This window comes from Actinoplanes sp. NPDC051537 (assembly GCF_055586105.1).
The window spans coordinates 45,124-71,360 of record NZ_JBVJIU010000027.1 but is presented as its reverse complement, the minus strand read 5'-3'; the positions used below and the strand labels follow the sequence as shown (position 1 = coordinate 71,360).

Below are 26,237 nucleotides of genomic sequence, written 5' to 3'. Positions count from 1 at the left end.
GCGGATGAGACAGCAGGACCGCGGCTACAGCCTCATCGAGATGCTGGTGGTGCTCGGGATCATCTCCGTGGTCGGCGCGGTCGCCACCACCGGCATCCTCCAGGTCTACCGGGCCAACATCACGGCGGAGGCGGACTCGGCGGTGGAGAGCCAGCTCAGCGTCGCCCTCCTGCGGCTGGACAAATCGATCCGGTACGCCTACTCGATCGGGACCGTGCACAACGAGGGGACACCGGGTTCCCCGTACGTCGAAATCATGATCGTGGAAAAGGAGCAGCCGGCCGACACGACGTACGCGAAGAGGTGTCTGCAGTTGCGGTTGACCGGCACCGACCCGCGGAACATGCAGTTGCAGAGCCGCTCGTGGACGATCGGGTCGAGTGCCGGGCCGGGCACCTGGCTGCCGCTGGCCTCGAACCTGGTCAAGGGGGCCACGCCGTTCACACGCGCCCAGCCGACGCAGGCGGTCAACCACCAGTTGCTCACCGTCCGGCTCAGCGCCACCTCGGGCGACATGACCAAGACCAGCGCGGTGACCTACACGGCCCTCAACACGTACGCGGCGACGGCCCTGGACACCGCCGGCAACCCGATCGCGGCGACGGCCGAGCCCTGCTACAACGCGGCGGCCCGGTCATGATGGCGATCCGGCGCGACGACGGCGGCTCGCTGCCGCTGGTGATGCTGCTGTCGATCATCGCGGTCGGCGCGATCGGCATGCTCGGCAGCACGGTGACCCTCCAGCTCGGCACCGCGCGCTACGACTCCAACCACGCGGTCGCCATGGACGCCGCCAACAGCGGCATCGAGTCGGGGCTCGGCCAGCTGCGGGCGCTGCCGGTGAACGCGACCGGCGACGCGCCGCTGAGCAGCCTGCCGTGCTCGGCCATCGCCGGCGGCCCGGACGTCAAGATCGCCGGCCCGGTCGGCGCCGCGAGCACCGCCGCGTACAGCGTCAACGTGTACTACCTCAGCGCGGCGCCGCCGGCCGGCGTCGATCCCGAGCCGTGGGCGGCATCGAAGCGGATCGGCTGCGCGGCCGGCGGCGGCCCGCTGATCGCACCGATGTACGCGTTGCTGGTCTCCACCGGCACGTACGGCGGCGGATCCCGCACGGTCACGGCCACCTACCTGTTCCAGAGCCGCACCAAGCCCAACGTCCCGGGCGGCACGATCAAGGTCTACAACAGCGATCAGTGCCTGACCGCGCCGCGGGCGGTGACCGACTCGATCCCGCTCGCCGCCGGCGCGTCGCTGGTGCTGGCGACCTGCGCCGCCTCCGACCCCAAGCAGGTCTTCACCTACAACCCGACCCTGCAGGTGCAGCTGAAGAACAGCGAGGGCTCGACCAACTTCCCGAACGGCGCCTGCCTGTCGGCGGCCAGCGTCGACCACACCAAGGTGACCTTCGTCGACTGCGACGCGACCAAGCTGCCGCAGATCTGGAGCCTCAACAACCGCGACAACTTCGAGGGCACCACTGACGGGCAGAACCCGGACGGCAAGTGCTTCAACGTCGACTGGACGACGCTGCCGCCCTCGGTGGTCATCAACAACGTCATCGCCGGCAACACCAACAAGGTGGCCGGGACGCAGGGCGACGGCACCGACGGCACGCCCTGCAGCGGCGTGTCCGGCGACTACACGAAGTACAAGACGTTCTTCCCGGACGCCAGCGCCGGGACGGGCGCGGCCGGCGACGTCACCAAGCAGCTGGTCAACTACGACGAGTTCGGCCGCTGCCTGGACGTCACGGGCAACAACGTGGGCTCGGCGTTCCTGGTGATCTTCCCGTGCAAGCAGTCGCCCAACAAGGTCATCCAGTGGAACCAGGTGTGGTTCCTGCCCACGCTCGCCACCGGCGCCGTCTCGGCCCAGGGCCGCGTCTATCTCAAGGGCAGCGACGGCGTGACGACCTACTGCCTGTACAGCCCGGGGTCGACGGCGGCCGGCCAGTACGTGCGGATCACCCCGTGCACGCTGAGCGCGGCGGTCCCGGCCAACCAGCTGTGGACGCGCAGCGTCTTCACCGGGATCAACCAGACCTCGTACCGGATCGAATCGATCTTCGGCACGACGGCGGCCAACCCCTTCTGCCTGTTGCCCTCCCCGACCGACTACTGGGACCAGTTCACCGCCATGAAGATCAGCAAGCTGGTGCTGGCCGCCTGCGACGGCACGAACCTGCAGAAGTGGAACGCGTCGCCGAGCATCCTGTCGTCGGTGGTCTCGGACTACCGGGAGAAGTGACGGAGCGTCACGGTGACGCCGCCCGACAACAGCGAGTCGTGCAGGTCGACGCTCGTGAGGGTGACCGTCCGGGGCACGTCGAAGACGAGCTTGCCGGTCACCTTCTCGCCCGGCGACACCTTCTCGAGGAACGTCTGGGTGTCGTGGTTGGCGTAGACGCCGGCGATCTCGTCGTCGCGGTGGGAGGCGCCGGCCGAGTCGAACACCTTCTGCGCGTGGCCGACGAAGTACTGCGACCCACCGGCGATGTTGCGCACCGACAGGCTCACGACGCAGAACTTCCCTTTCGCCGTACGGGTGAGGTGCTCGACGCCGACGGTGGCGCGCGAGCAGTCGACCCGGGAGATCACGAACTCGAACTTGCCGTCCCGGACCGGGTCGCCGATGCCGGGCGGAGGCGGCTTTGTCGCCGGCCGGGACGAGAGCGGCTTTGTCGCCGCCCGGGACGAGGGCGGGACGGTGGCCGCGGCCGGCTCGTCGCCGATGCCGTGCCGCGACGCCAGCATGCCGGCCACGAACAGGACGGCCACCGCGCCGCACGCCAGCAGCGCCGCGAGCAGCGGGTTGAGCGGCGCGGGTGGTCGACCGGTCACTCCCTAACTGTCGGTCACAGGTCCCGGCCCGGCCACGGTTTTCCCCTGATCCGACAGAAGCGGCAGCGCCTCCCGCAACTGCCGGCGCGACGTCACGCCGAGCTTGGTGAAGACCTTGCGCAGGTGCCATTCGACCGTCCGCGGGCTCAGGAACAGCCGCTCGCCGACCTCGTGGTTGGAGAATCCGTCGCGCACGAGCGAGGCGATCTGCCGTTCCTGCGGGGTGAGCTCGTCGCGGGCGGCGGCGTCGGCCGTGCGGCGGCGGGCGACCTCGCCGGTGGCCTGCAGCTCGCGCCGGGCGCGTTCGGCGAACGCCTCCATGCCCATCCCGGCGAACATCTCGTGGGCGCCGCGCAGGTGCTCGCGCGCCTCGGCCCGGCGCTGGTGGCGGCGCAGCCACTCGCCGAAGAGCAGGTGGGCGCGGGCGAGCTCGGGGCGCAACCGGGTGCGGGCGAGACGATCTATCGCCGTACGGTAGAGGTCCGGCGCGTCCCGTTCGTCGCTGAGCAGGGCCCGGCAGCGGGCCAGCGTGCCCTGGGCCCAGTCGGTGTCGCACGGCCCGGCCGACGCGGTGAGCCGGTCCAGCGCCGCCCGGGCCACCTCCGGCTCGCCCGCCCGGGCGGCCGCCTCGACCAGCTCGGGCAGCGCCCAGTCGGCGACCCACAGCACGTCGATGGCGGCGGACCGGCGGGCGGCGGTCATCGCCTGCTCGAACCGGGCCAGCCCGTTGTTGAGCACGGCCGCCGACCAGTGCGAGATCGTCACGCCGAGCGCCTCGCCGGCCGCCTCGGCCTGCTCGATCGTGCGGGCGAGCAGCGCCGACGCCTCCGGCTCCCGGCCGCGCAGGGCGGCCAGCCGCAGCCGGACGTAGGGCGAGATCGGCAGGCCCAGCGCCGTCGCCATGGTCTCGGCCTCGGCGGCGATCGACGCGACCGCGGCCAGGTCGCCGGTGAACGAGGTCGACATGCCCGAGGCGGTCAGGTCCAGTGGCAGGTGGGCGAGCGCGCCGGCCGACCGCGCGGCCGTGACCTGCCGGTCGACCTGGGCCCGCATGATCTCGTCGTCCCAGATCGACGGCGGCACGCCGTTGGCCACCCAGCCCCAGACGAGCGCGTCGCCGACCGGCAGGCCGGTGATCAGGCCGGCGGCCCGGCGCAGCACCCGGGCGGCGTCGGCGCGCTCGCCGATCACCATCGCGCCGTAGCCCTCGAGGACCAGGTCGAGGGCGTGCGGCGGGCCCGCGCGCGGCGGCAGCGCGGCGGTCGCGCGGGCGATGGCGACCATGGTCGCGCGGTCGCCGGCCATCAGGGCCGCGCCCCAGGCCAGCAGGTACGTCTCCCGGGCCAGGTCCATGTCGTACGGTTCCAGCCGCTGGGCGGCGGCGAGCAACGCCCCGGGCGCCTCGCCGGTGCGGCCGGCCGCGAACGCGATGTGGCCGCGGATCAGCTCGGCCCGGGCCCGCGGGAACTCGTCGCCGCCGTCGCTGCGGGCGAGGTCGACGAAGCGGCGCGCGCCCTCGATGTCGCCGGCCTGGAGGGTGGCCTCGGCCGCCGCCAGGGCCCGCCCGATCCGGCGCGGGGCGTCCAGGGTCAGCGCCACCGCCCGTTGCAGGAACGCCGCCGCCGCGGCCCGGCCGCCCCGGGCCTGGGCCCGCGCCGCCGACCGCTCGAGCTCGGCCGCCACGTCCTCGTCCGGCCCGGCCGCGGCCGCCGCCCGGTGCCAGGCCCGCCGATCCGGGTCGGTCGTCTCGTCGGTGACCTCGGCCAGGGCGAGGTGCGCGGCGCGGCGGTGGCGGGGCTCGGCCGTCTGGTAGACCGCCGACCGCACCAGCGGATGCCGGAACGTCACCTGCTCGCGGACCGCGAGCAGCCCGTCGGTGCCCTCGGCGAGCGCGGTGGCCGGGCTGATCCCGAGCTGTTCCGCGGCCGCCCACACCAGCGCCGGGTCGCCGAGCGGCTCGGCCGCGGCGATCAGCAGCAGCATCCGGGTGTCGCCGGGCAGCTCGGCGATCCGGTTGAGGAAGCTCTCCTCGATCCGGCCCGGCAGCGTGCCGCCGGTGCGCAGCAGGCCGAGGCCGCCGGCGATCTGCGTCGGGGTCAGCCCGCGCGGCAGCTCGACCAGGGCGAGCGGGTTGCCGCGGGTCTCGGCGACGATCCGGTCGCGGATGGGCCGGTCGAGGCCGGCGTGGGTGAGCGAGTTCAGCAGCGCGTGCGCGTCGGCGTCGCGCAGCCCGGTGACCTCGAGCCCGGGCAGGGTGAGCAGCGTCGTCTCGCGGTCACGGGTGCCGAACAGCAGCGCGACCGACTCGGCCAGCAGGCGCCGGGCGACGAAGGTCAGGGTCTCGGCCGAGGCGCGGTCCATCCACTGCACGTCGTCGACCACGCAGAGGATCGGGACGCTTTCGGAGGCCTCGGAGAGCAGGCTGAGCACGGCGAGACCGACGAGAAAGCGGTCGGGCGGATTTCCGGTACGCATCCCGAGCACCGTCCCGAGAGCGGCCCGCTGCGGCTCGGGCAGCCGGGGCAGCAGGTCGAGCAGCGGCGCGCACAACTGGTGCAGGGCCGCGAACGCCAGCTCCATCTCCGACTCGACGCCGGCCGCGCGCAGCACCCGCATCCCGGCCGCGCCCCGCCGGGCATAGTCGAGCAGCGCCGTCTTGCCGACGCCCGGCGCACCGTGCACGACCAGGACACGGCTCTCCCCCGCCCGTACGGCCGCGACCATCCGATCGATCGCGGCGCACTCGCGGCGCCGTCCGAGCAGCTGCGTCCCGCGTTTCGTGGCCCTCGCCCCCCACCACTTCCCCCGGGCGTAATCGTGGTCCACTTCCGCCGCGAAGAGAAGGGCCGCCTAGGCTGTGATCATGAATTCGAGGGCCGTCCGGATCGGTGTCCAGATCCAGCCGCAGCATGCCGACTACCGCGCCATCCGCCGTGCCGTCGCCGAGGCCGAGGACCTGGGCACGGACATCCTGTTCAACTGGGACCACTTCTTCCCGCTGTACGGCGAGCCGGACGGCCTGCACTTCGAGTGCTGGACGATGCTCGCCGCGTGGGCCGAGCAGACCTCGCGCGTGCAGATCGGCGCGCTGGTCACCTGCAACAGCTACCGCAACCCGGAGCTGCTGGCCGACATGGCCCGCACCGTCGACCACGTGAGCGACGGCCGGCTGATCCTGGGCATCGGTTCCGGCTGGTTCGAACGCGACTATCAGGAGTACGGGTACGAGTTCGGCACCGCCGGCGGCCGGCTGGACGACCTGGCCGTCGCCCTCCCCCGCATCGAGTCCCGCTGGTCGAAGCTGAACCCGCCGCCGACCCGCGACATCCCCGTCCTGATCGGCGGCGGCGGCGAGAAGAAGACGCTGCGCCTGGTCGCCGCCCACGCCGACATCTGGCACAGCTTCGGCGACGCGGCGACGATCGCCCGCAAGACCGAGATCCTCCACCGGCACTGCGCCGACGTGGGCCGCGACCCGTCCGAGATCGAGATCTCGGCGGCGGTGTCCGGCAAGCCGGCCGACCAGGGCCCGGCCCTGCTCGACCGCGGCGTCACCCTGTTCACCGTCGAGGCCGGCGGCCCCGACTACGACCTGTCCTCGCTGCGTCAGTGGCTCGCCTGGCGGGACGAGATCAACGGGTAGCACCGCCCCGGGCTCTCGACGTGCGCGTTGTGTCCCAGCCCCGCCAGCGTGACCGTCCGCTCGTCGTCGCTGTTCATCGGGTCGTGCTCGCCCCGGGCCAGCGTCACCGGCGCGGACGATCCGGCCAGCAGGGCCGCCATGTCCGGGGCGCCCACCCCGAAGGCTCGCGGGTCCAGCGCGAGCCGCCACCGGCCGTCCCGCTCGTGGATGCCGTTCGCCGCCGGCTCCGTCAGCCCCGCCAGGCCCGACACGCGCAGGTAGCGGGCGGCGGCCTCGTCGCGCGAGCCGAACCACTGGACCGGGCGCCCGGCCAGGGCCCGGGCCCGGGCCAGCTCGTCGTCGGTCCAGGCCACCTTGATGCCGAGCCCGACGACGGCGGCCACCTCGGTGCGGGCGGCCAGGGCGAGGGCGACGACGCCGCCGAGCGAGTGCCCGAACACGACGGTCTGTCTCCCGGCGAGCGGGCTGACCGCCGCGGCGAGGGCGTCGAACGTGTACTCCGGCAGCGGCGCCGAGCCGCCGTGGCCGGGCAGGTCCGGGGCCAGCCAGCGTCCCGGCCAGCGCTCGGCGAGCAGTGGCCGCCACCCGGACCAGACGTCGGCGGTCGCACCCAGCCCGTGCAGCAACAGCAGCAGCGGCTCGCCCCGGCCGCCGCCCGTGACCCGCAGCCCGCCGTCAGACATCCCCGACCTCGATCACCCGCGTCGCCGGGGCGGCATCGCCGGCGCGCCGCCGCAACTCGGCCCGGTCGGGGTCGGCCATGAAGGACTCGTAGCCGGCCCGGTCGCGGAACCGGATCAGATGCACCTCGGCCGCGCCGTCGACGCCGCGGGTGCGCCGCTCGAGGACGCCGCCGTGCCGCGGCAGCAGCTCGAGCACCTCGTCCTCGTAGCGCCGCCCCGCCGCGGCCCGTCCCGGCGCCATCTCGACGATCGCGGCCAGCAGCAGTCCGTCCGTGCTCATGCCAGCAGAACCCCCAGCGCCCCGAGAAGGCTGTCGATGTCGTCGGTCGTCGTGCCCAGGCCGAAGCTTGCCCGCAACAGGCCCGCTTCGCCACAGCCGGCGTTCCCGGGAAGGCCGGCCAGACGCCGGACCAGGGGGTGGGCGCAGAACTGGCCCGCTCGCACCCCGATCCCGAACGTGTCGGCCAGCTTCTCCGCGACGGCTACGGGGTCGCGGCCGGGCAGCGCGATGGAGACGATGCCCACGCGCTCGACTTCCTCTGCGGCCGTACCGAACAAACTCACCTCGACCGCGCCGGGCAGGTGCCGCAAGCCCTCCCGCAGGCGGGCGAGCAGCTGCTGCTCGTGCGTGTGCAGCGCGGCGCGGTCGGTCTCCAACAGCGCCGCGCACACCGCGCCCAGCGCGACCGCGCCCAGCAGGTTCGGAGTGCCGCCCTCGTGCCTCGCCGGGCCGGTCGCCCAGCGCACGTCGCCGGCCCGATCACCGACCCACGCGCTCGCCCCGCCGCCGGCCAGATACGGCTCGGCGCGATCGAGCCAGTCCGCGCGGCCGGCGAGCACCCCGGCCCCGAACGGTGCGTACAGCTTGTGCCCGGAGAGCGCGACGTAGTCGGCGTCCAGTTCGGCCAGCGACACCGGCGCGTGCGGGGCGAGCTGGGCGGCGTCGACCGCGATCCGGGCGCCGTGCCGGTGGGCGACCTCGGCCAGGGCCCGCACCGGCCACACCTCACCGGTCAAATTGCTCGCTCCCGTGACCGTTAGCAACGCCGGTCCGCGCAGGTCACGCAGCGCACGGTCGGCCGCCGTCACCGCCTCGGCCGGCGACGAGGGCGCGGGCAGCCGGAGCACCGACGGCCAGGGCAGCAGGTTCGCGTGGTGCTCGCCGTCGAAGACGACCGTGGTCGTGCCCGGCGGCAGGGCGCGGGCCAGCAGGTTGAGCGCGTCGGTGGTGTTGCGGGTGAAGACGACCTGGTCAGCGGGCCGGCAGCCGAGGAACGTGGCGACGACGGCGCGCGCCCGCTCGTACTCCAGGGTGGACGTCCGCGACCGCGGGCCGGCGCCGCGGTGGACGCTGCCGTAGGTGGGGAGCAGGTCGTTCACGGCGTCGGCGGCCACTCGTACACAGGGCGCCGTCGCGGCGTAGTCGAGGTGGACAAATCCGGCGCCGATGACATCGAGGTCGGCTGTTTGCACGGCGAGGGACACGGACATACCTCCGCAAAAGGGGACCCTCTCGCGGGTCCGCGCTTGCCCGCGCCGGTCGGCGAAGGCCCGGTCCTCACCCGGGGCACCCCATCGCGGATGGAAGGGTTGCCGGTCAGCAAGCCGGGGCTGTGCGCTGACACTCATGACCTGCCCGACAACGTACCAAATAAGGTGGTCGCCATGTATGCGCAGGAGTGGGCCGAGTGGCACGCCGCGGTCGAAGGCCGCCGGTCGGCGCCGCACGGGTTCCTCTCGATCACCGGGATGTACTGGCTGACCGCGTCGCCGCAGCGCTTCGACGACGTGCCGGGCGCATGGTCGGTGACATCGAACGGCGTAACCGTCACGCTGAGCTCGGGCGAGATGCTCACCGTGGGTGGGGTGCCGCTCGCCGGTTCGCACGACTTCGGCGCGGTCGACGAGGAGGGCGTCGACGCCGCGTTCGGCGATGCCGTCGCCGAGATAGCCCGGCGCGGGTCCGGCTACGTCCTCCGGCCGCGCCATCCGGACAACAAGAGACGGCTGACGTACGCGGGGACGCCCGCATTCCCGCCCGACGAGCGGTGGATCGTTCCAGGCCGCTGGACCGCGTTCGCCGCGCCGGAGACGGTCACGCTGGCCACGGTCGTCGACGGCCTCACCGACGCGGACGAGGCCGCCGGCCGGGTCGACTTCGAGATCGCCGGCGTGCCGCTGAGCCTGCTCACCTTCGCCGGCGGCCCGGGCGCGCTCACCACGCTGTTCTCGGACACCACGGCGGGCGTCACCACGTACCCCGCAAGCCGCCGTTTGCCGATCCCCCAGCCCGCCGCCGACGGCACCGTGCTGCTGGATTTCAATCGCGCGACGAACCTGCCGTGCGCCTACACGGATTTCGCCACCTGCAGCCTGGCGCCGCCGGAGAACCGCCTGCCGGTGGCGATCGAGGCCGGGGAGCAGATCCCGCTCGATCGCCGCTAGCTCTCGCCGCTCATCGGCCGCTCGCGCCGCCCGCCCGCTGCTGGCGCCGCCCGGCGCTTGGGCCGCCCGGCGCTTGGGCCGCCCGGCGCTTGGGCCGCCCGGCGCTTGGGCCGCCCGGCGCTTGGGCCGCCCGGCCGCTTGGGCGCCGCTTGCCGGCCTTTGGTGCCGCTCGCCCGCCGCTAGCGCCGCTCGCCGGTGATGTATCCCTCGAGGTTGCTGCGCTCGGTCTCCAGCTCGTCGATGCGGTTCTTCACCACGTCGCCGATGCTGACCACCCCGACCAGCCCGCCGTCCTCGAGCACCGGAACGTGCCGGAACCGATGATCGGTCATGAGCCGCGCCACGTCCTCGATCGCCGCTTCGGGCGACACCGACCGAACGCTGACCGTATGGATCCGGCTCACCGGCTCCCCCAGAACCGCCGCCCCCCGAGCCGCGAGCGCCCGCACCACGTCCCGCTCGCTGACGATCCCGTCGACCCGGCTGCCGTCCCCCGACACGATCACCGCGCCGATCTTGTGCTCGGCGAGAAGGGCCAGCAGCCGGCTGACGTCCGAGTCCGGCGTCACGGTGACAACCTTGCTGCCCTTGACGCGGAGAATGTCGCTGATACGCATCTTGCTCCCCATCTCGTCCGATCCGCGGAAGCCGCCGGGCGGGCCGTCCGGTAAGGGGCAGCCACGCCGCGTTGCGTGCATATGCCTAGATGCAGTCAATCACGTCCCAATGTCAAGAGCATCGAGATGTCAAGCCCGCCCAAGACTCACCCAGCGGCCGCCGTTGTCGTTTGCTCGCCGCTTCACCCCGCCCGCACCGCCTTGCCCCCGCCCGCGCCGCCTTGCCCCGCCTCACACGGCCACCGCAACCCACCCGCGCCGCGCCACCCCGCCGCGCCTCCGCAGCCCACCGCGCCACGCCGACCGCGCCGCCTCACACGCTGCCGCGCCGCCTCACAGGCCACCGCAACCCACCCGCGCCGCGTCGCTCCCGCGCCGCCTCACACGCCGCCGCAACCCGACCGCGCCGCGTCGCCCCCGCGACGCCTCACACGCCGCCGCAACCAACCTCGCCGCGCCGCCCGCGCCGCCTCACACGCCGCCGCAGGCCGCCCGCGTCGCGCCGGGGCGCGTGGCTTCACCGAGGCGCTGCTTCCCACCCACCTCGTGCTTCTCACCCACCTCGCACTGCCCGCCCCAGCCACAGCCACAGCCACAGCCCTACTCCACCCCACCCGTTACTGGGTGGGATGGAGTACAGCAGGCAGCTACGACAATTTCCGGGAACTATCCACAGCGCGGAGCGCATGAGTAAGCAGAGCGATGCCGAGCCCGACCAATCCCGACGGCGAGCCGCGCATATAGGTAAGCAGAGCTGGACGGCCGCGTTCCAGCCAGGACGGCGGCGCAATCGGCCCAGCGCCAACCAAGCCAAGAGCAAAGAACGAGCCCAGCGCAGAGAACGAGCCCAGCACAAAGAACGAGCCCAGCACAAAGAACAAGCCCAGCACAAAGAACAAGCCCAGCACAGAGAACAAGCCCAGCACAGAGAACAAGCCCAGCACAAAGAACGAGCCCGGCGCGCATAGGTAAGCAGAGCCGAAGCACCTCAGCCGGGATGACGGCGCAACCGGCGCAACGCCAAAGCGAGCTGCAACCGCAATCGCCCCGGTGGCAACCGCACCGCCCACCCCAGCAGATGCTCGGCCTGAGCGACCCGGTCCTGCAACGTCGAATGGTGCAGCCGCAGGACGGACGCCGCAGCCCGCAGGCTCGGCGCCTCCGCGAAGGCATGCAACGTCTCGAGCACCCAAGGCGCCGCGGCGACAGCATGGTCCACCGCGCGCAGATCGGGCACCTCGGCGTCGACCGGCACCGCCGCCAGCAGGGCGAGGGCGCCCAGTTCCTCGTACCGGACCACGGCCGCGCCCGGGTCCTCCGGCGACCCGTCCGCCGCGAACCGCAGGGCCACCCGGGCGGCGGCGTACGACGACGGAAGGTCGAGCGGCGCCACCGCCGGCCCGATTCCGGCGCGGCCCGGCGGCGGCGGGGACGCGCCGGGCGGCAGAATCAGCGGGCCGCCGGGCAGGGCGATCGCGTGCAACCTCGGTGCGGCGGCCACATTCAAAAGGCGCAGGGCCTGATGGCGTACGTCCGGAGCAGCCGACGCGTCGACGATCAGCTCGATCGACGCCGGGTCGGGGGTGGGGGCCCGGCCTCGGGTGCGGTCCAGCACGGCGCGGGCCGCGCCGGCGGCTCGCTCGAGGATCATGGCTTCCACCGGGCCGGGGGCGCCGCGGCGTTCCAGGCGCAGGGCGGCCGAGCCGTCTGGGGCCACCGGGACGCACATCCAGCGCGGGTCGGGTGGGGTCGGGTCGGGGGCGGCGGTGCCGTCGGGGACGACGCGGACGTGGACGCGGCGGGCGGCGTCGTCCAGGCGGGCGGGGCAACCGGCCAGGACGGCGGCGCCGCGTACGATCGCCTGGATTCCGGCCTTGTTCTCGGTGAGGTTGTCGAAGTAGGCGATCACCCGCAGCGCGGCGCCGGCGTCCGCGTCGAGCGCCGCCAGCCGCACTGCGAGGTCCTTCACGCTTCGCTCCCCGGCTAGCCGTTGAAGAGGCGGTCGAGCCAGCGTACCCGTGCCTCGCGCGCCTCCCGGCTGAGTTGCGCCTGCGGCACCAGGCTGTCGAAGCCGTGGAAGCCGCCCGGCCAGACGTGCAGCTCGGCGCGGCCGCCCGCCTGCCAGATGCGGGTCGCGTAGGCCACGTCCTCGTCGCGGAACGTCTCGGCCGAGCCGACGTCGATGAACGCCGGCGGCAGGCCGGACAGGTCGGTGGCACGGGCGGGGGCGGCGTACGGCGAGACGTCCGCCCCGCCGCGGCGCGGGCCGAGCAGCGCCGTCCAGCCGAACTCGTTGGCCCGCCGGTCCCACACGCCGAGGCCGGCCATCTGGATCGCCGACGGGGTGTCGTTGCGGTCGTCGAGCATCGGGCAGATCAGCATCTGCCCGGCCAGCTCCGGACCGCCCTCGTCGCGGGCCCGCAGGGCGAGCGCCGCGGCCAGGCCACCGCCCGCGCTGCCGCCGGCGACGATCAGCCGGGACGGGTCGAAGCCCAGCTCGCCGGCGTGGGCCGCGGTCCAGAGCAGGCCGGCGTAGCAGTCGTCGACCGGGCCGGGGTGCGGCGTCTCGGGCGCCAGCCGGTACTCGACCGAGACCACCATGAGGTCGAACCGCTCGGCCCAGTCCAGCATCTCGACGACGCCCATCCGCCGGTCGCCGATCACCATGCCGCCGCCGTGCACGTGGTAGACGCAGCCGACCGTGCCCTTCGGCGCGACCGGGGCGCAGATCAGCAGGGTGATGTCGGGGTCGTCGCCGAGGCCGGGCACCGCCCGCTCCTCGAACCGGAACGCGCCGCCGCGCCGCAGGTCGTCGTCGGACGGCATGGCCAGCAGCGTGCCCGAGCGCATGACGGCGATGAACGCGGGGTCGATCGTCTCCGGCAGCACGAACGGGCTGACGGCGAGCGCCGCCGCGAGTTCCGGGTCGAACGGTGGCGGGGTCGGCAGGGTGGTCGTCACGGGCGGGCCTCCTGGTGAACGCGATGTGACCGCTGTCACCAGCATGAAACCGGTGGGCCGCGGTGCCGAGCGCCACGCGGCGGAACTTACCCGCCGAACGGCGGGACGCCTAAGTTGCTAACTACCGGAAACTCATCGAGGGAGCCCGAGATGGAACTGCACGAGCAAGCGGCCATCACCAGCGGCAACGACTTCTGGTCCAGCACCGCCGCGGGCGACGTCCGGGCGATCACCCTGACCGACGGACCGCATGGCGTACGCCTCCAGAGCGGCGACGATCTGCTGACCGGCCGGCCGGCGACGTGTTTCCCGCCGGCCGTCGCGTCCGGTTCGACGTGGGACCCCGAGCTGCTGCGCCGGATGGGCGAGGCGCTCGGCGACGAGTGCCGGGCGATGGGCGTGCAGGTGCTGCTCGGGCCGGGCATCAACCTCAAGCGGACGCCGCTGGGCGGCCGCAACTTCGAGTACTTCAGCGAGGACCCGCTGGTGGCGGGCGTGCTCGCGGCCGCCTGGGTGCAGGGGCTCCAGTCCCGCGGGGTGGGTGCGTCGCTCAAGCACTTCGCCGTGAACAGCCAGGAGACCGACCGCATGCGGATCAGCGCCGACGTGGACGAGCGGTCCCTGCGCGAGCTCTATCTGCGGGCCTTCCAGCGGGTCGTGACGACCGCGCAACCCTGGACCGTGATGTGCGCCTACAACCGGGTGAACGGCGTCTACGCCAGCCAGCACCACTGGCTGCTGACCGAGGTCCTGCGGGACGAGTGGGGCTTCCGTGGCGTCGTCGTGTCGGACTGGGGTGCGGTGGTGGACCGGGTCGAGGCCGTGCGTGCGGGTCTCGATCTGACGATGCCGGGTCCGGACCCGGCCGGGGACCAGGCCCTGATCGACGCGGTCACCCACAATCTCCTTCCGGCCGGGACCCTGGCGAAGGCCGCCTCGCGCGTGCGCGACCTGGTCGAACGGTCCGTGAAGGACAAATCGGACGGCTACCACCAGGACGCGCACCACGCCCTGGCCCGGGAGATCGCCGCCCGCGGCGTCGTGCTGCTCAAGAACGAGGACGGCGTCCTCCCCCTGCGCGCCGAGGGGCAGCGCATCGCGGTGATCGGCGAGCTCGCCCGCACCCCGCGCTACCAGGGCGGCGGCAGCTCGCAGATGACCCCGACCCGCCTCGACGACGCCCTCACCGCGATCACCGAGGCCGCGCCCGGCCGGGTCACGTTCGCGGCCGGCGGCGACGAGGCGGTCGAGGCGGCGCGCGGGGCCGACGTGGCGGTCGTCTTCGCCGGCACCGAGCAGGAGAGCGAGGGCGCCGACCGCGAGTCGCTCGACCTGCCGGCCGCGCACCGGGAGCTGATCGGCCGGGTGGCCGCGGCCAACCGGCGTACGGTCGTCGTGCTCTCGAATGGAGCGGTGGTCATCACCAAGCCGTGGGATGCCGATGTCGCCGGATTGATCGAAGGCTGGCTGCTCGGCCAGGCCGGCGGCAGCGCCGTGGCCGACGTGCTCTTCGGCCGGGTCAACCCGTCCGGCCGGCTCGCCGAGACGATCCCGCTCCGGCTCGCCGACCACCCGTCCTACCTGGACTTCCCGGGCGAGGCCGGCCACGTGCGCTACGGCGAGGGCATCCACGTCGGCTACCGCGGCTTCGACGCGCGCGAGCAGGAGGTGGCCTACCCGTTCGGCTTCGGGCTTTCGTACACCACGTTCTCGTACGGCGAGGCGAGCGCCGTCGTTGGCGAGGACGGCGTCGAGCTCCGCCTGCCGGTCACCAACGCGGGGCCGGTCGACGGGCGGGAGGTCGTCCAGGCGTACACGGGAATGCCGTCCTCGAGAGTGCTCCGCGCCCCGCGTGAGTTGAAGGCGTTCGCGAGCGTGCCGATCGCCGCCGGCGAGACCGCCGAGGTCGTGCTGCACATCGACCGCGCCGACCTGGCCTACTGGGACGTGCGGCTGTCGCGCTGGGTGGTCGAGGGCGGCGCGTACCGCATCGAGATCGGCGCCTCCTCGCGCGACATCCGCGCCACGCTCACCGTCGACGTCCCCGGCGACGAGGCACGGGTGCCGCTGACCGCCGACTCGACGGTCGCCGAGTGGCTGTCCGACCCGCGCGGCGCCGACCTGCTGGCCGACGTCTTCACCACGATGGCCACCTCGGGCGCCGCCTCCCTGCCGATGGACTCGTCGATGATCGAGATGCTGGCGAACTTCCCGCTCGGCCGGATGGCGATGTTCCCGGGCAGCCCGTTCACCGCCGAGATCCTCGCCGACCTGGTCAAGCGGGCCAACGTCTAGCGGGCCGACGTCCAGCGGGCCGACGTCCAGCGGGCCACCGTCTAGGGTTTCGGCCGCATCTCGCCGATGATGTAGCGCACGGCGTTGCGGACGATCAGCATCTCGGGGTCGGTGGCCCGGGCGTCGGGGATCGCGATCCCGAACCGCTCCTCCGCGGCCACCAGCACCTCGACCATGGCGAGCGAGTCGATGTCCAGGTCGTCGAGCGCGTGGGAGCCGGGCCGGACGTCGGCCGGGTCGACCCCGGCCACCTCCGCCACGATCCCGGCGAGCCCGGCCATCACCTCGGCCTCGAGCGGCTCGTCCCGCTCGAGGCTCTCGGCGCGGTCGACGGCCCGGCCGGCGGCGTCGACCACCCGCTGGTCCGGGTGCGCGAGCATGGCCTGCACGAGCCGCCAGAACGCGTCGGGGGCCCGCATGTGCAGCTCGTCGATGCGCCGGTCGATCAGGTCCGAGTCGTGCTCGTCGTGCCAGATGACCAGCGGCGCGACGAGCGGGGCGGGATCGTCGGCGCCCTCCCCGCCGACCGCGAGCAGGTCGTCGGCGAGGTCGTCCTGCTGCACGGCGTCCATCGGCGTCAGCCGGTAGGCCGCGAACCGCTCGGCGACCTGCGCCGGGGTGAGCCGGGCGATCGACTCCCGGGCCCGGTCGGCCCGCAGCTGACGCCGGCGCAGGCTGTGGGTCCGGTCCCAGATCCAGACCGCGAGCCGCCCCGCGGTGGTGAGCCGCCGGAGCTCCGGTTCCGGGGCGGTCAGGCCGAACCGGGCCAGCAGGTCGTCCTGGACGGTCCGCCGCGCCGCGCCATCGGTGTCGAGCAGCCGCGTGCCGTCGCCGGCCGGTAGCCCGGTCCGATGTTCGACGGCCGCCACGACCCGGAAGAAGCCTTCCGCATCGGTCAGGGCGCGCTGCTCGTCGCTCTGCCAGATCGGCCGGGACGCGCTGCGCGGCGACCGGGCCTCGGGCGCCTCGACCCGGACCAGCTCGCGGATGACGCCGAACACCGTGTGGAGCTCGAGCGGCGGATGGAACCGCGACCGGAAGTCCGCGGGCGGCCGGCGGGTCATGCCGGCCGCCCGGGCCAGCTCCCGCGGGAACCGATCGAAGCGCGCCAGCTCCCGGACCGGAGTCTCCAGGACGTTCCCCCGCGGGCGTTGCCGCCGCAGGCCCGCGACCAGCGGCCCGGCCGCCGCGCACAGCCGCCGCAGGCAGTAGAGGGCGGCCAGGTCGCGGTCGAAGGTCAGCTCGGCCGACGCCGCCAGCGTGCTCGCCGCCGCGCGCCATGCCCCCGCCTCCGGCGTGCCGAGGCGGGCGAAGCCGTCGGCCAGCTCCTCGAGGGCGAGCAGAGCGCCGAGGTTCGCCGGCTGCGCGGCCTCGAACGCCGCGAGCGCCGCCACCGGATCCGCGCCGGCCTCGATGACCCGTTCGAGCTTGTGCCGCAGCACCGGCGACGCGCCGTCGACCGGCCAGAAGAGCACCCACGGGCGGCGCAGGAGCCCGGCGACGTCCCGCAGCGCGACATCGGGCGGCAGCCGGCGCATCGCGTCGCGGGCGGCGGCGCGCACCGACTCGGCCTGGTCGTCCGCGAGCCGGTCGAGAAGGCCGGCCACCTCGTCCGGGTGGCGGTGGGCGTGCTGGCCGACCTGGTCGGCGACCACCCGGCGGACCAGGTCCCGCTCGCCGCCGGCCAGCTCGCCGGCGAACCGCCAGAACGCCGGCCCGGACAGCGCCGGGTCCAGCTGGAACGTCAGCACCGCGCCGATGCGCCGCCACTTCCAGTCCCGCTCGATCATGGCGCGGAGCACCGCGAACTGGAGGCCCTCGCCCGGCCGCCGGTCCTCCAGGCGCTGCACCAGGAACTCGATGGCCCCGCGCAGCGAGCCGAACTCGTGCTCCTCGGTCATCAGCCGCTCGGCGTCGCGGACGATCCCGGCGCGGGTCTGCGTCTGCCAGCCCAGCTCGGCGTACAGGTCCAGGGCGAGCACGTACTCGGCGAAGCGGTCGTAGACGAAGATGACGTTGCGGATGCCGGCGTCCGGATCGACGCTCTCCTCGAGGAGGATCTCCTCGTCGAGGACGCGGCTGTAGAGGGAGTCGCTGCCGTCCATCTCGGCCGTGCCGATCGCGAGCGCGCCGGCCAGCTCGTCCCGGGGAACCGACATGGCGCCGCGGCGGCGCATGCAGGCGGCCACCTCCAGCACGAGCCGCGCGACCGCGTCGCCGTGCCGCAGGTTCCGCACGTCCCGGACCTGGTCGATCTTGCGCTGCCAGAAGAGCTTGAACAGCCGGTACAGCCGCAGGTCGCGCACCTCGCCGACCTGGCGGCCGCGGTAGGCCTCGCAGAACAGGCGCAGCATCAGCGGGTGCCGGCAGCGCTCGCGGGCGTCGCCCAGCAGTTCGCCACCGACCTCGAAGGACGCGAAGTAGGCGGACAGGATGCCGCCGAGTTGCTCGGGCCGGAACGGCGGCAGGTCGTGCCCGCGGGCTTCGGTGTAGAGGGCCCAGAACGGCGCGCGGTAGAACTGCCAGAAGTCGGTGCGGCAGGTGACGACCAGTTTCACGCCGGCCCGCTCGAACTGCCGGAGCAGCGTGCGCAGTGCGTCCTTCATCAGCTCGGGCGCCGCCGGCGACTCGTTGATCGCGTCCAGCAGCACCACCGGCGCGCCGCCGGCGACTCCAACTTGGGCGAGCGCCCCGAGGCAGCCGCGCCAGTCGGCGCCGTACCCGAGCCGCGACGCGACCAGCACCAGCAGCCCGTCGGCGTCGCGCAGCACCGCCCGCGCGCTCAGGAACAGCACCCGGCGCCCGGCCCCCAGCTGCTGGGCGGCGTGACACAGCAGGCTCGTCTTGCCCCGCCCCGGCCGCGACACCACCAGGTGGCAGGTCGCGTCGCCGGCCAGGAACGCGGCGAGCCGATCCTCGACATCGTCGCGTTCGAAGTAGAGGTCGGGCCGGTACTTCGGGCCGAGCTCGGCGATCTCGCGCTCGGTGGCCGCCCGGAACTCGGCGGCCAGCCCCTCGACCCGCGGGTCGGCCGCGAACAGCAGCGCCCGCCGCCCCTCGGGCAGCGCCGCCACCTCATCGCGCAGCCCCGCCAGCACCCGCCGGCGTTCCACCCCGACCGGCGCCGTCTCGGCCAGCGCACCGAGAAAGCCCAGCAGCTCCGCCCCGTCAAGCAGCCGCAGAAACCGCACGGCGAACACCACCGCGCTGCCATGCCAGTCGACCCGCGTCGCCAGATGCCCGTGGCCGGTCACCTCGACCAGGAACTGCCGTTGCCGCGGATCGCCCATGGCCGGCAGCGAGGCCAGCTCGTCCACCAGCGCGCCGCGCAGCCGAAGCTCCTCCGGGGAGAACACATAGCCACCCTACGATGGCTTTCCGCGCGGTCCTCTCACCCTTCTTTCCACGATTCCGTACGCGTTGCCGGCCGCACCCTGGCGTTGCAGGCGCGCGCCCCTTCGCCGTCCACCACCTGCTGGGCTTCCGCACTTCGACGTCGCCGCCGCTCTGATCGCCGGCCCGGTCGCTCGGGTCACCGGATCGCAGGTCGCCGCCCTGAGCGTCCCCACCGCCACGCCCCCGGTCCTCGCCGGTTGTTCACCAGCGACGACGTAGAGCCGGCCCTGACCCCGGCATGTGGCTGAGGTGGCGGCACGTCCGCCCGGCGGCCCGCGATCGCACGCCCGCGCGTTGCTGCGCCTCTCCGGCGCCGTCCCGGCCGCGACCACGTCGTTCGCCATGAGCGGGGCCGAGGGCGATGCGCCCACGCGAGCGGGATCAGCCCGGAGCGTGAAGCGGGCGGGACACGCGACCGGGACCGACCGGCGGCGCGGAGTGGGCGGGGCCGGCGGTGTCGAGGCGGCGCCAGGCCAGGATGCCGCACAGGGCGAAACACAAGGCGTTGGCCAAGCCGTGGGTGGCGGCCATCCACGTCAGCGACGGGTGGGGCAGGCCGGTCGCCTCGCCGAGGGCCCAGCTCAGCGCCAGCAGCATGGTGGCGGTCAGGGTGGCGGTCGAGACCAGCAGCAAGGCCCGGGTGGTGCGGTCGCGGACCCCGGGCGCCACGTGCCGCCAGGTCAGCCACGCCACCTGCCACATGCCGGCGGTCAGCACCAGGGCGCCGGCCAGCTCTACGTAGTCGCTCGTGAAGTAGCCGGCGAAGACCAGCGCCGTGCCGGTGGGGACGGTCAGGGCGGCCACCCGCGATCCGGTGGCTCGGGCGGCCAGGGCGGCGATCAGGGCGGCCGCGAAGCCGGCGAAGTGGAAGTGGGCGACGGTCAGGGCCAGCACGCCGAAGCGGAAGCCGAGCAGGTGGTGGCCGGAACGCTCGGCGACCAGCGCGGTGGCGGCGACGAACGGGGTCGCCCGCGCCGTGGCTACGGCTACGCCGACCGCGGTGGGGCGGCGGAGCTCGGTGAGCGCCTGCCAGGCCAGGAGTGCGGCCGGCAACGCGTACGGGATCGTGAAAAGAAGCGTGAGAGGACCGCGTGGAAGCCACAACGCGGTTGCCGCCGGGATCGCCGGCACCAGCCACCAGCGCGCGGGGAACCGCGGCGGACCGGTGAGGCGGAGGCCGAGCGGCACCACCAGGAGCATGCCCACCGTGACGGCGAGGTTGACGATGACGGTCATGAGCTCCCCCGGCTACTTGAACGCGTTCAAGTAGACCTTAGCTCGGGTGCACCGCCGTCGAGGCGCGGGGCACCAGCCGCCCGGGCAGCGCCCGCCGGCCGTGCTCGGGCTCGCCGTTGATGGCGGCCAGCAGCAGCTCGGCGGCGGTGCGGCCGATGCCCTCGAGGTCCATGTCGATGCTGGTCAGCGGGGGGCGGCAGCCGTCGACCATGACGTCCCAGTTGTCGAAGCCGACCAGGGCGACGTCGCCGGGGACGCGCCGGCCGGACTCCTGCAACGCCTCGGCCAGGCCGCGCGCTATCTGGTCGCTGCCGCAGAAGACGGCGTCGACCGACGCGCCGGTGGAGAGCAGGATGCCGGCGGCCTGGCGGCCCCACGCCTCCGACCACTCGCCGAACAGGACCGGCGCCGCCGGCTCGAGGCCGGCCGCGGAAAGGGCCTGCATCGCGGCGTCGGCGCGGATGGTCGCCGAATGGTGGTGCTCGGGGCCGGTCACGTGGGCGATCCGGCGCCGGCCGATCGCCAGCAGGTGCTCGATCGCGCGGCGGGCGCCGTCGGCCTCGTCGGGGACCACCGAGCAGTCGGCGGGATCGGTCGAGCTGATGAACGCGTAGACGACCGGCACCGGCAGGGACCGGCCGATCGGCGGCCGGGCCTGGGTGCGCCGGCCGGTGACGATGATGCCGTCCACCTGGCGGCCGAGCAGCGTGCGCAGGTAGTACTGCTCGCGGATCGGGTCGTCGCGGGCGTCGCAGAGGAAGACCGACACCTGCCCGGCGCCGAGCGCGTCCTCGGCGCCGATCAGCAGCGGGATGCTGAACCGGCCGATGCTGTCGGTCGTGATCATCCCGACCGTGTAGGTGCGGCCGGCCTGCAGGCTGCGGGCCGCCGCGTTGGCCACGAAACCCAGCTGCGAGGCGGCCTCCTGGACCCGGCGGCGCGTCTCCGGGCGCAACGCTCCCCGGCCGTTGAGGGCCTTGGAGGCGGTGCCCGGCGAGACTCCGGCAAGGGCCGCCACCTCGCTGATGGTGGCGGCGCGATCGATGGTTCCCAGTGTTTCCTCCCCCGTTTCCTGGCCCAGTTTCCCGGCCTCGGCAACCAAACCGTAACGTCCCCTTGACAGCCCTGCAAGAGGCTCCCTAGCGTCAGGGCAATCGTTTTCCTTCTGTTTCTTCCTCCTCGGAAACCAAGGGGTATCGGATATGACCTTCTCCGGCCGGAAATGGCGCGGCCTGAGCGCCATCGCCGCCCTGACGCTCGCGGTCGGCGTCACCGCCGCGTGTTCCAACGACAAGTCGGATGACACCGCGAGCGGCGGCAGCGGCGGCGGCACGTACAACATCTGGGATCCGTACCCGCAGTTCGACGACTCGTCCGACTGGGTGAAGCTGCTGACCAAGTGCGGCACCGACGCCGGCGTCACCGTCAAGCGCACCGGGTTCGACACCACCGACCTCACCAACAAGGCCCTGCTCGCCGCCCAGCAGGGCAACTCCCCCGACGTGCTGATCGTCGACAACCCGGTCGTCTCGACGCTGGCCGAGGCCGGCGTGCTGACCACCACCGACGACACGAAGATCGACACGTCGGCGGTCGAGCCGAACCTGCTCGCCGCCGGGCAGCTCGACGGCAAGACCTACGGCATCCCGATCGGCGCGAACACGCTCGCGCTCTACTACAACAAGAAGGTGCTGGACGCGGCCAAGGTCGACCCGGCCACGGTCAAGGACTGGGCGTCGCTGACCGCCGCGCTCGAGAAGGTGAAGGCGGCCGGCAAGAAGGGCATCACGTTCTCGGCGATCGGCACCGAGGAGGGCTCGTTCCAGTTCCTGCCCTGGTTCTGGGGCGCCGGCGCGAACCTCACCCAGCTCGACTCGGCGCAGGGCGTCGCGGCCGTCACCCTCTGGACCGACTGGGTCAAGAAGGGCCTCGCACCCAACTCCGTCCTCAACAACACGCAGACCACCAGCTGGCAGGAGTTCGCGACCGGCGACTTCGCGTTCAGCGAGAACGGCACCTGGCAGCTGGCCAACGCCAAGAAGACCGGTTTCGAGTACGGGATCATCCCGATCCCGTCGCAGGCGGGCGGCACGGCCCCGGCGCCCACCGGTGGCGAGTTCGTGACCGCTCCCGTGCAGAACGACACCAAGCGGTACGCGACCAGCGAGAAAATCATCGGGTGTCTGACGAACCCCGACAACGCCCTGACGACCGACACCACCCTGTCGTACGTGGCGGCGACCAAGGCGGTCCAGGAGAAGCAGGTCGCGGCGAACCCGGAGCTGAAGGTCTGGGTCGAGGCGGTCGGCGCCGCGAAGGGCCGCACCAGCGACAACCTCGGCACCAAGTACCCGAAGATCTCGGAGCCGATGTGGACGGCGTTCCAGGCCGCGCTCTCCGGCAGCAAGCAGCCCCAGGAAGCGATGACCGCGGCCCAGTCGACGGCCGCCTCGGCCGTCAAGTGACCGACGTGCTGAGCCGCTCCGGGGTGGCCACCACGGCCACCCCGGGGCGGCCCGCCCGCAAACGCTCGGGGCAGTGGGCGGCGTGGGGCTTCCTCGCCCCGGTCGTGATCTACCTGGTCGCGTTCTACGCCTACCCGCTCTACCGCAACCTCGACCTGAGCCTGCGCCACTACACGGTCCGGTCGTTCGTGCAGGGCAACGCGCCGTTCAGCGGGCTCGACAACTACCGGACCGTCATCGACAACCCGACGTTCTGGCCGGCCCTGCTGCACACGGTGGTGTTCACCGGCGTCTCGCTGCTGTTCCAGTTCACCATCGGCATGGCGCTCGCGGTCTTCTTCGCCCAGAACTTCAAACTGTCGGCGACGTTGCGCGCGCTGTTCCTCGTACCGTGGCTGCTGCCGTTGATCGTCAGTTCGTCGACCTGGTCCTGGATGCTCAACAGCGACTCGGGCGTGGTCAACGCGTTCCTCGGCGTCCTGCACGTCGATCCGGTCAACTGGCTGACCTCGCCGCAGTGGGCGCTGACCAGCGTGATCATCGCGAACGTCTGGATCGGCATCCCGTTCAACCTGGTCGTGCTCTACAGCGGACTGCAGGCCATCCCGGCCGACATCTACGAGGCGGCCGCGCTCGACGGCGCCACCGGCTGGCAGCGGTTCTGGCGGGTCACGTTCCCGCTGCTGCGGCCGGTCTCGGCGATCACGCTGCTGCTCGGGCTGGTCTACACGCTCAAGGTCTTCGACATCATCTGGATCATGACGAGGGGCGGGCCGACCGACGCCTCGACGACGTTCGCGACCTGGTCCTACAAGCTCAGCTTCGGCAACCTGCTGCCCCAGTTCGGGCCGGGCGCCGCGGTCGGCAACCTGCTCATCGTGATGGCGCTGATCTTCGGGCTTCTCTACATCCGGACGCAGCGGAGATCGATGTCATGAAAAGCCGCCTTAAAACGGGCGTCGGGATCATCCTCGTCGCGATCATGCTCTTCCCCGTTTACTGGATGATCAACGTGTCCTTCACCAAGGACACCGACATGCGCCACGATCCGCCCTATCTGTTCCCCTGGCACGGCACCCTCGAAGGCTATCGGGCGGTGCTCGATCAACAGCTTCCGTACCTCGGTACCAGCCTGCTGATCGGGCTCGGGACGGTGGCGCTCACCGTGGCGCTGGCGGCCCCGGCCGGCTACTCGCTGGCGAAGCTGCGCCCCCGCGGCGGCGGCGCGCTGTCGTTCGTGCTGCTCATGGCCCAGATGATCCCCGGCATCATCATGGCGATGGGCTTCTACGCCATCTACCTGCGCCTGGGCGTGCTCAACAGCGCCGCCGGCCTGGTCCTCGCCGACTCCACGATCGCGGTCCCGTTCGGCGTCCTGATCTTCACGGCGTTCATGTCGGGCATCCCGTCGGAGCTGACCGCCGCGGCCAAGATCGACGGCGCCGGCTCGTTCCGGACGTTCTGGTCGGTGGTGCTGCCGGTCAGCCGCAACGCGGTCGTCACCGTCTCGCTGTTCGCGTTCCTCTGGGCCTGGTCCGACTTCGTCTTCGCCACCACGCTCGACGGCGGCGGCACGCGACAGCCCATCACCCTCGGCATCTACCACTACATCGGCAACAACAACCAGCAATGGAACGCGATCATGGCTACCGCCGTCATCGCCTCCATCCCCGCGACGCTGCTGCTCATCCTGGCTCAGCGCTACGTGGCCGCCGGCGTCACCGCCGGCGCCGTGAAAGATTGAGGATCCACATGAACGGCCCCGCCGCGCCCACCCCGTCGGCGCTAGCCGCCCTGCGCCCGCTGCCGCTGAACGCCGTCCGGCTCGACCCGGACGGGCTGCTCGGCGGCTGGCAGGAACGCAATGCCACGGCCACCCTGCCGCACTGCATCGACCAGCTCACCGCGTACGGCAATCTCGCCAACCTGCGCCGGGTGACCGGCGACGCGGACGCCTCGTTCGCCGGCATGTGGTTCGCCGACACCGACGTCTACAAGACGCTGGAGGCCGCGGCCTGGTCCGGGCGGTACGCCGACTTCTTCGCCGACACGGTCTCGCTGCTGGAGAAGGCGCAGGACGCGGACGGGTACCTGAACTCGTACTACCAGGGCGACCACCGCGACGAGCAGTGGTCGGACCTCGGCTTCAGCCACGAGATGTACAGCGCCGGGCACCTCATCCAGGCCGCCGTCGCCGCCGCCCGCACCGGCGACTCGCCGCAGTTGCTGGGCGTGGCCCGCAAGTTCGCCGATCTGCTCGTACGCCGGTTCGGGCCGGGCGGCGAGGACCTGATCGACGGCCATCCCGAGGTGGAGACCGCGCTCGTCGAGCTCTACCGGCTCACCGGCCACGAGCCGTACCTCGCGCTGGCCAAGCACTTCCTCGACCGCCGCGGCCACGGCCTGCTCGGTCCGGGCCGGTTCGGGCCGCGCTACTGGCAGGACCACAAGCCGCTGCTGGACGCGGACGAGGCGACCGGGCACGCCGTACGGCAGATGTATCTGCTCGCCGGCGCCGTCGACGTGGCCGTCGAGACGCGGGACCCCGCCCTGCTCGCGGCGGCCGAACGGCTGTGGGAGTCGGCCCTGGCCAGCAAGACCTACCTGACCGGCGGGCAGGGCTCACGGCACAAGGACGAGGGCTTCGGCGACCCGTACGAGCTGCCGCCCGACCGCGCGTACGCCGAGACCTGCGCCGCGATCGGCAGCTTCCAGCTCGCGTGGCGGCTGCTGCTGGCCACCGGCGACGCCCGCTACGCCGACGAGATGGAACGGCTGCTCTACAACGGCATCGCCGGCTCGACCGCGCTCGACGGCCGGTCGTTCTTCTACTCCAACCCGCTGCAGCTGCGCACCGGCCACGACGGCTCCCACGAGGACACCCCGTCGCAGCGGCTGACCTGGTACTCGTGCGCCTGCTGCCCGCCGAACCTGGCCCGCCTGATGGCATCGCTGCACGGCTACCTGGCGACCTCGGCGCCGAACGGCATCCAGTTCCACCTGTACGCCGCCGGCACTGTCGTCTCCGGCTCGTACGAGCTCGACGTCCGCACCTCCTACCCGTGGGACGAGAGCATCGACATCACCGTGCGCGCCGCCGGGGACGGGCCGTGGACGCTCGCGCTGCGCGTCCCGTCGTGGTGCCGCGACGCCCGCCTGTCGGTGAACGGCTCGCTGGTCCGCGCCGGCGTGCAGGAGGGCTACCTGCGCGTGACCCGCACCTGGCACGCCGGCGACGTCGTGTCGCTGGTGCTCGCCATGCCGCCCCGCCTGGTCGCCGCCCACCCCCGGGTCGACGCCGTCCGCGGCAGCGCGGCCCTGGCCCGCGGCCCGGTCGTCTACTGCCTCGAGCACGCCGACCTGCCGGTCTCGCTGAACGGCGTCGCCTTCGAGGACCTCGAGCTCGACGCGGCCGCCCCGCTGGCCGTCGGTGACGGGTTCGCGCCGGTCACCCTCCTGGCCACGCTGCGGGCCCGCCCCGCCGAGGCCGCCCAGCTCTACCGGCCGCTCGCGCCGGAGACCCCGGGCACGGTCACCGCGACCGTCCCGGCCATCCCCTACTTCCTGTGGGCGAACCGGGAGCCCGGCCCGATGCGGGTCTGGGTGCCGCTCGCCGCGCGGGAGGAATGACCGCTTCCCCTCCACATCCCCCG

General features: G+C 73.0%; 21 protein-coding genes and 1 riboswitch. Of the genes, 9 read left to right on the top strand and 12 right to left on the bottom strand.

The window, feature by feature from the left end; genetic code table 11:
- Positions 1–4: 4 nt before the first annotated feature.
- A complete protein-coding gene (locus ACZ6TB_RS44485) occupies positions 5–640 on the top strand; it encodes a PulJ/GspJ family protein (protein WP_465566529.1) in 636 nt (211 codons plus the stop codon).
- Positions 637–2,250 carry an RICIN domain-containing protein gene (locus ACZ6TB_RS44480; RefSeq protein WP_465566526.1) on the top strand — a complete coding sequence of 538 codons (1,614 nt, stop codon included), beginning with the start codon at positions 637–639 and terminating at the stop codon, positions 2,248–2,250. The genes ACZ6TB_RS44485 and ACZ6TB_RS44480 overlap by 4 nt, the downstream gene beginning before the upstream one ends.
- Here the strand turns inward: ACZ6TB_RS44480 and ACZ6TB_RS44475 are convergent.
- Positions 2,235–2,843, bottom strand: coding sequence for a DUF4352 domain-containing protein (locus tag ACZ6TB_RS44475; protein WP_465566525.1), 609 nt, complete (start codon positions 2,841–2,843; stop codon positions 2,235–2,237). The two genes, ACZ6TB_RS44480 and ACZ6TB_RS44475, sit on opposite strands and share 16 nt — an antisense overlap.
- Positions 2,844–2,846: 3 nt before the next feature.
- Positions 2,847–5,669, bottom strand: a complete 2,823-nt coding sequence (locus ACZ6TB_RS44470) for an ATP-binding protein (protein WP_465566523.1) — start codon at positions 5,667–5,669, stop codon at positions 2,847–2,849.
- Positions 5,670–5,706: 37 nt separating this feature from the next.
- On the opposite strand from ACZ6TB_RS44470, the gene ACZ6TB_RS44465 reads away from it, so the two are divergent.
- Entirely contained in the window at positions 5,707–6,486 is a 780-nt protein-coding gene (locus ACZ6TB_RS44465) for an LLM class F420-dependent oxidoreductase (RefSeq protein WP_465566522.1), read from the top strand.
- Here ACZ6TB_RS44465 and ACZ6TB_RS44460 read toward each other — a convergent pair.
- Genes ACZ6TB_RS44460 through ACZ6TB_RS44450 form a run of 3 tightly spaced genes read right to left on the bottom strand, consistent with a single transcriptional unit; the run spans position 6,450 to position 8,660 of the window.
- Positions 6,450–7,169 (bottom strand): alpha/beta fold hydrolase, encoded by a 720-nt coding sequence (locus ACZ6TB_RS44460; RefSeq protein ID WP_465566519.1) that lies wholly within the window; start codon positions 7,167–7,169, stop codon positions 6,450–6,452. The genes ACZ6TB_RS44465 and ACZ6TB_RS44460 overlap by 37 nt on opposite strands.
- A complete protein-coding gene (locus tag ACZ6TB_RS44455) occupies positions 7,162–7,449 on the bottom strand; it encodes a hypothetical protein (RefSeq protein ID WP_465566516.1) in 288 nt (95 codons plus the stop codon). The genes ACZ6TB_RS44460 and ACZ6TB_RS44455 overlap by 8 nt, the downstream gene beginning before the upstream one ends.
- Entirely contained in the window at positions 7,446–8,660 is a 1,215-nt protein-coding gene (locus ACZ6TB_RS44450) for an aminotransferase class V-fold PLP-dependent enzyme (protein ID WP_465566514.1), read from the bottom strand. The genes ACZ6TB_RS44455 and ACZ6TB_RS44450 overlap by 4 nt, the downstream gene beginning before the upstream one ends.
- 27 nt (positions 8,661–8,687) lie before the next feature.
- Positions 8,688–8,802, bottom strand: a riboswitch (SAM riboswitch).
- Between the two features lie 32 nt (positions 8,803–8,834).
- Between ACZ6TB_RS44450 and ACZ6TB_RS44445 the strand changes: the two genes are divergently transcribed.
- Positions 8,835–9,614 carry a DUF1684 domain-containing protein gene (locus tag ACZ6TB_RS44445; protein WP_465566512.1) on the top strand — a complete coding sequence of 260 codons (780 nt, stop codon included), beginning with the start codon at positions 8,835–8,837 and terminating at the stop codon, positions 9,612–9,614.
- 179 nt (positions 9,615–9,793) lie between these two features.
- Here the strand turns inward: ACZ6TB_RS44445 and ACZ6TB_RS44440 are convergent, their stop codons facing one another.
- The 4 genes from ACZ6TB_RS44440 to ACZ6TB_RS44425 all read right to left on the bottom strand — a co-directional run bounded on the left by ACZ6TB_RS44440 (position 9,794) and on the right by ACZ6TB_RS44425 (position 13,192).
- Positions 9,794–10,231 carry a CBS domain-containing protein gene (locus tag ACZ6TB_RS44440; RefSeq protein WP_465566509.1) on the bottom strand — a complete coding sequence of 146 codons (438 nt, stop codon included), beginning with the start codon at positions 10,229–10,231 and terminating at the stop codon, positions 9,794–9,796.
- Between the two features lie 647 nt (positions 10,232–10,878).
- The gene (locus tag ACZ6TB_RS44435) at positions 10,879–11,166 is read right to left on the bottom strand and encodes a hypothetical protein (protein WP_465566506.1); all 288 of its coding nucleotides are present in this window, start codon (positions 11,164–11,166) and stop codon (positions 10,879–10,881) included.
- A gap of 53 nt (positions 11,167–11,219) precedes the next feature.
- A complete protein-coding gene (locus tag ACZ6TB_RS44430; protein ID WP_465566505.1) occupies positions 11,220–12,200 on the bottom strand; it encodes a helix-turn-helix domain-containing protein in 981 nt (326 codons plus the stop codon).
- A gap of 14 nt (positions 12,201–12,214) precedes the next feature.
- Positions 12,215–13,192 (bottom strand): alpha/beta hydrolase, encoded by a 978-nt coding sequence (locus ACZ6TB_RS44425; RefSeq protein ID WP_465566503.1) that lies wholly within the window; start codon positions 13,190–13,192, stop codon positions 12,215–12,217.
- A 150-nt stretch (positions 13,193–13,342) separates the two neighbouring features.
- Between ACZ6TB_RS44425 and ACZ6TB_RS44420 the strand changes: the two genes are divergently transcribed.
- Positions 13,343–15,487, top strand: coding sequence for a glycoside hydrolase family 3 C-terminal domain-containing protein (locus ACZ6TB_RS44420; protein ID WP_465566500.1), 2,145 nt, complete (start codon positions 13,343–13,345; stop codon positions 15,485–15,487).
- A gap of 41 nt (positions 15,488–15,528) precedes the next feature.
- Here the strand turns inward: ACZ6TB_RS44420 and ACZ6TB_RS44415 are convergent, their stop codons facing one another.
- The 3 genes from ACZ6TB_RS44415 to ACZ6TB_RS44405 form a co-directional block, all read right to left on the bottom strand.
- Positions 15,529–15,768 (bottom strand): acyl carrier protein, encoded by a 240-nt coding sequence (locus tag ACZ6TB_RS44415; RefSeq protein ID WP_465566654.1) that lies wholly within the window; start codon positions 15,766–15,768, stop codon positions 15,529–15,531.
- Between the two features lie 3,496 nt (positions 15,769–19,264).
- Positions 19,265–20,119, bottom strand: coding sequence for a YndJ family protein (locus ACZ6TB_RS44410; RefSeq protein WP_465566498.1), 855 nt, complete (start codon positions 20,117–20,119; stop codon positions 19,265–19,267).
- 37 nt (positions 20,120–20,156) lie between these two features.
- Positions 20,157–21,137 carry a LacI family DNA-binding transcriptional regulator gene (locus ACZ6TB_RS44405; protein ID WP_465566496.1) on the bottom strand — a complete coding sequence of 327 codons (981 nt, stop codon included), beginning with the start codon at positions 21,135–21,137 and terminating at the stop codon, positions 20,157–20,159.
- Positions 21,138–21,321: 184 nt separating this feature from the next.
- Here ACZ6TB_RS44405 and ACZ6TB_RS44400 point away from each other — a divergent pair, with 184 nt between their 5' ends.
- Genes ACZ6TB_RS44400 through ACZ6TB_RS44385 form a run of 4 tightly spaced genes read left to right on the top strand, consistent with a single transcriptional unit; the run spans position 21,322 to position 26,214 of the window.
- The gene (locus tag ACZ6TB_RS44400; protein WP_465566494.1) at positions 21,322–22,584 is read left to right on the top strand and encodes a sugar ABC transporter substrate-binding protein; all 1,263 of its coding nucleotides are present in this window, start codon (positions 21,322–21,324) and stop codon (positions 22,582–22,584) included.
- The gene (locus ACZ6TB_RS44395) at positions 22,581–23,522 is read left to right on the top strand and encodes a carbohydrate ABC transporter permease (RefSeq protein WP_465566491.1); all 942 of its coding nucleotides are present in this window, start codon (positions 22,581–22,583) and stop codon (positions 23,520–23,522) included. The genes ACZ6TB_RS44400 and ACZ6TB_RS44395 overlap by 4 nt, the downstream gene beginning before the upstream one ends.
- Before the next feature lie 44 nt (positions 23,523–23,566).
- Positions 23,567–24,328: a carbohydrate ABC transporter permease gene (locus ACZ6TB_RS44390; protein WP_465566489.1), complete on the top strand. Its 762-nt coding sequence runs from the start codon at positions 23,567–23,569 to the stop codon at positions 24,326–24,328.
- Positions 24,329–24,336: 8 nt separating this feature from the next.
- A complete protein-coding gene (locus ACZ6TB_RS44385) occupies positions 24,337–26,214 on the top strand; it encodes a glycoside hydrolase family 127 protein (RefSeq protein WP_465566486.1) in 1,878 nt (625 codons plus the stop codon).
- The last annotated feature ends 23 nt before the right edge of the window (positions 26,215–26,237 follow it).

Excerpts from the sequence above, each read along its gene's own strand:
- ACZ6TB_RS44485 (WP_465566529.1), top strand. The coding sequence starts at position 5 with ATGAGACAGCAGGACCGCGGCTACAGCCTCATCGAGATGCTGGTGGTG.
- ACZ6TB_RS44480 (WP_465566526.1), top strand. The coding sequence starts at position 637 with ATGATGGCGATCCGGCGCGACGACGGCGGCTCGCTGCCGCTGGTGATG.
- ACZ6TB_RS44465 (WP_465566522.1), top strand. The coding sequence starts at position 5,707 with ATGAATTCGAGGGCCGTCCGGATCGGTGTCCAGATCCAGCCGCAGCAT.
- ACZ6TB_RS44460 (WP_465566519.1), bottom strand. The coding sequence starts at position 7,169 with ATGTCTGACGGCGGGCTGCGGGTCACGGGCGGCGGCCGGGGCGAGCCG.
- ACZ6TB_RS44455 (WP_465566516.1), bottom strand. The coding sequence starts at position 7,449 with ATGAGCACGGACGGACTGCTGCTGGCCGCGATCGTCGAGATGGCGCCG.
- ACZ6TB_RS44450 (WP_465566514.1), bottom strand. The coding sequence starts at position 8,660 with ATGTCCGTGTCCCTCGCCGTGCAAACAGCCGACCTCGATGTCATCGGC.
- ACZ6TB_RS44445 (WP_465566512.1), top strand. The coding sequence starts at position 8,835 with ATGTATGCGCAGGAGTGGGCCGAGTGGCACGCCGCGGTCGAAGGCCGC.
- ACZ6TB_RS44440 (WP_465566509.1), bottom strand. The coding sequence starts at position 10,231 with ATGCGTATCAGCGACATTCTCCGCGTCAAGGGCAGCAAGGTTGTCACC.
- ACZ6TB_RS44420 (WP_465566500.1), top strand. The coding sequence starts at position 13,343 with ATGGAACTGCACGAGCAAGCGGCCATCACCAGCGGCAACGACTTCTGG.
- ACZ6TB_RS44415 (WP_465566654.1), bottom strand. The coding sequence starts at position 15,768 with ATGGCCGGGCTCGCCGGGATCGTGGCGGAGGTGGCCGGGGTCGACCCG.
- ACZ6TB_RS44410 (WP_465566498.1), bottom strand. The coding sequence starts at position 20,119 with ATGACCGTCATCGTCAACCTCGCCGTCACGGTGGGCATGCTCCTGGTG.
- ACZ6TB_RS44400 (WP_465566494.1), top strand. The coding sequence starts at position 21,322 with ATGACCTTCTCCGGCCGGAAATGGCGCGGCCTGAGCGCCATCGCCGCC.
- ACZ6TB_RS44390 (WP_465566489.1), top strand. The coding sequence starts at position 23,567 with ATGCTCTTCCCCGTTTACTGGATGATCAACGTGTCCTTCACCAAGGAC.
- ACZ6TB_RS44385 (WP_465566486.1), top strand. The coding sequence starts at position 24,337 with ATGAACGGCCCCGCCGCGCCCACCCCGTCGGCGCTAGCCGCCCTGCGC.